This is a genomic window from Actinophytocola sp., from assembly GCF_045807065.1.
In the GTDB taxonomy this organism is placed as follows: Bacteria; Actinomycetota; Actinomycetes; order Mycobacteriales; family Pseudonocardiaceae; genus Actinophytocola.
Genome location: NZ_JBJMIE010000746.1, coordinates 1 through 4,782, shown reverse-complemented (window position 1 = coordinate 4,782; position 4,782 = coordinate 1). Strand labels below are relative to the sequence as shown.

The window sequence follows — 4,782 nt, the reverse complement described above, 5'->3', positions numbered from 1 at the left end:
GGCCCACCGAGGACAGCACCACCGAAGACAGCAACACCGAAGGCAACAAGACCGAAGGCAACGAGACCGAAGGCAGCCACACCGCTGGTGATCAACGAGGAGAGAAGGGACATGAGACTGACGGGCAGGACGGCACTGGTGACCGGCGCCAGCCGAGGCATGGGGCGCGCCATCGCCCGGCGCCTCGCCGACGACGGCGCGTTGGTCGCGGTGCACTACGCCACCAACGCCGACCTCGCGGACGAGGTCGTCACCCTGATCGAGAAGGACGGCGGCCGCGCGTTCGCGGTCCAGGCCGACCTGGGCACACCGGACGGCGTCGACGTGCTGTTCGATGGCCTGGCGGAAGGGCTGACCGAACGGACCGGGTCGACCGAGCTGGACATCCTGGTCAACAACGCCGGGGTGATGGGTGGGACGCCGGCCGGCGAGACCACGCCGGAGCAGTTCGACCGGCTGATGGCGGTGAACGCCAAGGCCCCGTTCTTCATCATCCAGCGCGCCATGGCCCACCTCGCCGACGGCGCCCGGATCGTCAACATCTCCAGCGGTCTCACCCGGGTGGCGAACCCCGACGAGATCGCCTACGCGATGAGCAAGGGCGCGGTGGAACAGCTGGCGTTGCACTTCGCGAAGGTGCTTGCGCCCCGCGGGATCACGATCAACACCGTCGCGCCGGGCATCACCCGCAACGGCAACCCCGTGTTCGACATCCCCGAGGCCGTCGAGCAGATGGCGCGGCTGTCGGCCTTCAACCGGGTGGGCGAGCCGGAGGACGTCGCCGACGTGGTGGCGTTCCTGGCCTCCGCGGACGCCCGGTGGATGACCGGCGCCTTCGTCGACGCCACCGGCGGGACGTTGCTGGGTTGATCCGAAAGGGACGAACGATGTTCACCACTGCCGCGCGACGGTGGGGTCTGCTGGTGGTGCTGGCCGGCACGATGCTGATCGACGCGCTCGAGGTCTCGGCGATGGTCGTGGCCCTGCCGGCGGTCGCGGACCGGCTCGGCCTGCCGTTGACCACGGCCGTGTGGCTGGTCAGCGGGTTCGCGGCCGGGTTCGGCGGGCTGGTCCTGTTCGGCGCGCAGCTCGTGGCGTGGCTGGGCCGGCGCCGGGTCTACCTCGGGGCGCTGGCCCTCTTCGCGGTGGCGTGCGTGCTCGGCGCGGCGACCACCGACCCGACCGTGCTGATCGCGACCCGTTTCGTGCGCGGGGTGTGCGCGGCACTTACCGCGCCCACCGGGCTCGCGATCATCATGACCGCGTTCACCGACACCCGGGACCGGGGCTGCGCGCTGTCGGTCTACACGCTGATGGGCGCGAGCGGTTTCGCCACCGGTCTCGTGCTGTCCGGCCTGCTGACGACGGTGGACTGGCGCTGGGCGGTCGTGTTCCCGGCTCCCGCCGCGCTGCTGCTGTTCGTCCTCGGGCTGCGGTTCGTGCCCGGGGACGGCGGCCGGCTGTTCGGCCGGCCCGACGCCGCGGGTGCCGCCTGCCTCGCCGGGGCGTTGCTGGCGCTGGTGGCTGGGATCCTGCGTGTCCCGGCGCACGCCTGGGACGCGTTCGCCGCCGTCGCGCTGGTCCCGGTACTGCTGGGCGCGTTCGTCCTCGCCGAGCGGTCGAGTGAGTGGCCGCTGGTGCGCGGTCACGTGCTCACCTCCCCGCCGCTGGTCCGCGCGATGCTCGGGGCGGCCGCGCTCAACGGCTCGTACCTGGGCCTGCTGGTGATCTGCACGGTCCAGTGGCAGGCCGCCGGCTGGTCGCCGCTCACGGTCGCGCTGGCCATGCTGCCCGCGAGCGTTCCGCTGGCGGTCGCCGCCCCGTTCGCCGGGCGGATGCTCAGCCGGTTCGGCACCGACCACCTGATCGCGTTCGGTGCGCTCGCCCCACCGGCCGGCTACGCGCTCTACCTGTGGCGAGGTGGGCCGGCGAGCTACGTCACCGGCGTGCTGCCCACCATGCTGCTGGTCGGGATCGGCTTCGTGCTGTGCTTCACCGCCCTGAACGCGCAGGCGACCGCCGGTCTGCCGGCGGCGGACCGGCCGGTGGCGAGCGGGATCTACCAGACCGCCGTGCAGACCGCCGCGGCGGTGCTGACGGCGCTGGTCGCCGCGCTGTCGGCGGCCACCAACGGGTACCGGCCCGCCCTGTGGCTGGTCACAGCGGTCGGCGTGCTGGGGGCACTCGCCGGGGCGCCGGCCATCGCACACACGTCGAACGTCCTCGGCAGGAGGTTGACCCACTGATGTCCACCGCGGTACAGAACACCTCCGTCCCGCCGGTGGCGTGGACCATGCGGGAACGGGTGCGGGAACTGGAGCTGATCAAGGGCGAGGCGCACCAGGGACCGGACCCCGCGGCCACCGAACGCCAGCACGCCAAGGGAAAGCTGACCGCACGCGAGCGGATCGCGCTGCTGCTCGACGAGGGCTCGTTCCACGAGGTCGAGCCCCTGCGCCGGCACCGCGCGAGCGGCTTCGGCCTCGAGGCGAAGCGGCCCTACACCGACGGCGTGGTCACCGGCTGGGGCACCGTGCACGGCAGAACGGTCTTCGTCTACGCCCACGACTTCCGGATCTTCGGCGGCGCGCTCGGCGAGGCGCACGCCGCCAAGATCCACAAGGTGATGGACATGGCCCTGGCCGCGGGCGCCCCGCTGGTGTCCCTCAACGACGGGGCGGGCGCGCGCATCCAGGAGGGCGTCTGCGCGCTCGCCGGCTACGGCGGCATCTTCCAGCGCAACGTCCGCGCCTCCGGGGTCATCCCGCAGATCAGCGTGATGCTCGGCCCGTGCGCGGGCGGCGCGGCCTACAGCCCGGCCCTGACCGACTTCGTGTTCATGGTCCGCGACACCGCCCAGATGTTCATCACCGGACCGGACGTGGTGCAGGCCGTCACCGGGGAGAGGATCACCCACAACGGGCTCGGCGGCGCGGACGTGCACGCCGGGACCTCGGGTGTGTGCCACTTCGCCTACGACGACGAACGGACCTGCCTCGCGGACGTCCGGTACCTGCTCTCGCTGCTGCCGTCGAACAACCGGGAGCTGCCGCCGTCCGCGCCGTGCGACGACCCGGCCGACCGCCGCACCGACGCCCTCGTGGACGTGCTGCCCGACAGCCCGGAACGCGCCTACGACATCCGGGACGTGATCGAGGAGATCGTCGACGACGGCGAGTGGTTCGAGGTGCATCCGGCGTGGGCGCGCAACGTGGTCTGCGTGCTCGCCAGGCTCGGTGGTGAGGTGGTCGGCATCGTGGCGGACCAGCCCGCGGTGCTCGCCGGGGTGCTCGACATCCACGCCAGCGAGAAGGCCGCCCGCTTCGTGCAGTTCTGCGACGCGTTCAACATCCCGCTGGTGACCCTGGTCGACGTGCCGGGTTTCCTGCCCGGTGTCGACCAGGAGCACAACGGGATCATCCGGCACGGCGCGAAACTGCTGTACGCCTACTGCAACGCGACCGTGCCGCGGATCTCCCTGGTGCTGCGCAAGGCGTACGGCGGGGCCTACATCGTCATGGACTCCCGCTCGATCGGCGCGGACCTCGCGCTCGCGTGGCCCAGCAACGAGATCGCCGTGATGGGCGCGGAGGGCGCGGCCAACATCGTGTTCCGGCGCGAGATCGCGGCCGCCGAGGACCCGGATGCCGTGCGGCGGCAGAAGATGCAGGAGTACCGGGCGCAGCTGATGCACCCGTACTTCGCGGCGGAACGCGGTCTGGTCGACGACGTGATCGATCCCGGGGACACCAGGAAGGTGCTCGTCGACGCACTCGCGATGCTCCGCGAGAAGCACGCCGACCTGCCGGTCCGCAAGCACGGCAACCCACCCCAGTAGGTCCGCGATGAACGCCGAGCCCTTCTTCCGGATCACCAGGGGCCAGCCCGACGCCGCCGAGCTGGCCGCGCTGACCGCGGTCCTCACCGCACTCGTGACCGCTCCCCGCGCCACCCCTGTGTTCCCGCGGCCGGCACCGGCGCCGTGGCGCAGACCGGAGCGCACCCGCGGCCCGCGCGGCGCCCGCAGCTGGCGCGACGCGTGACGTTTCCCGGCAACGACGAGAGAGGAGAACAGACATGGCCCGTGACGCCCTGCGCGTACTGGTGATCAACAGCAGCGTGCGGGACGGCCGGTTCGGCCCCACCGCGGCCCGGTGGCTGCTCGGGCAGCTCGCCGACCGCGCCGACCTGACCGCCGACTACCTCGACCTGGCCGACCACCCGCTGCCGCTGCGGATCTCGCGCCAGCCCGACGCCGACGCGGAGCGGGTGCTGTCCGAGGTCACGCCCCGGCTGGAACGGGCGGAGGCGTTCGTGGTCGTGACGCCGGAGTACAACCACAGCTTCCCGGCGTCGCTGAAGAACCTGATCGACTGGCACTACACGCAGTGGCGCGCCAAGCCCGTGACCTTCGTGTCGTACGGCGGGCTGGCCGGCGGCCTGCGGTCGGTCGAGCACCTCCGCCAGGTCTTCGCCGAGCTGCACGCGGTGACGACCAGGGACGTGGTCAGCTTCCACAACGCGTGGGAGCAGTTCGACGACAACGGCGAACCGGTCGATCCGACCGGGCCTGCCACGGCGGCCAAGACGATGCTCGACCAGTTGGCGTGGTGGGGTTTCGCGCTGCGTGACGCCCGTGCCGCGCGGCCCTACGACGGTTGACCTCGTCGCGGACGAGAGGAGGTGAGCCATGCCCGACTCGGCTGTCCTCGTCGCCGAGGATGACCTGGACGCCCGCGAGGAGCACATCATCCGCGGGATCGACTGAGCACAGGGCGGGTC

Annotated in this window: 5 protein-coding genes; all 5 read left to right on the top strand. The window is 71.9% G+C overall.

Annotation, left to right across the window (positions count from 1 at the left end):
* The first annotated feature begins 111 nt into the window (after positions 1–111).
* Genes ACJ73U_RS43750 through ACJ73U_RS43730 form a run of 5 tightly spaced genes read left to right on the top strand, consistent with a single transcriptional unit; the run spans position 112 to position 4,662 of the window.
* Positions 112–870 carry an SDR family oxidoreductase gene (locus tag ACJ73U_RS43750; protein ID WP_407783697.1) on the top strand — a complete coding sequence of 253 codons (759 nt, stop codon included), beginning with the start codon at positions 112–114 and terminating at the stop codon, positions 868–870.
* Between the two features lie 17 nt (positions 871–887).
* Positions 888–2,246: an MFS transporter gene (locus ACJ73U_RS43745; protein WP_407783696.1), complete on the top strand. Its 1,359-nt coding sequence runs from the start codon at positions 888–890 to the stop codon at positions 2,244–2,246.
* 47 nt (positions 2,247–2,293) lie between these two features.
* Complete coding sequence (locus ACJ73U_RS43740) at positions 2,294–3,838, top strand: acyl-CoA carboxylase subunit beta (protein ID WP_407783698.1); 1,545 nt, start codon at positions 2,294–2,296, stop codon at positions 3,836–3,838.
* Positions 3,839–3,845: 7 nt separating this feature from the next.
* Positions 3,846–4,043 carry an acyl-CoA carboxylase subunit epsilon gene (locus ACJ73U_RS43735; RefSeq protein WP_407783695.1) on the top strand — a complete coding sequence of 66 codons (198 nt, stop codon included), beginning with the start codon at positions 3,846–3,848 and terminating at the stop codon, positions 4,041–4,043.
* 34 nt (positions 4,044–4,077) lie between these two features.
* Complete coding sequence (locus ACJ73U_RS43730; protein WP_407783694.1) at positions 4,078–4,662, top strand: NADPH-dependent FMN reductase; 585 nt, start codon at positions 4,078–4,080, stop codon at positions 4,660–4,662.
* The last annotated feature ends 120 nt before the right edge of the window (positions 4,663–4,782 follow it).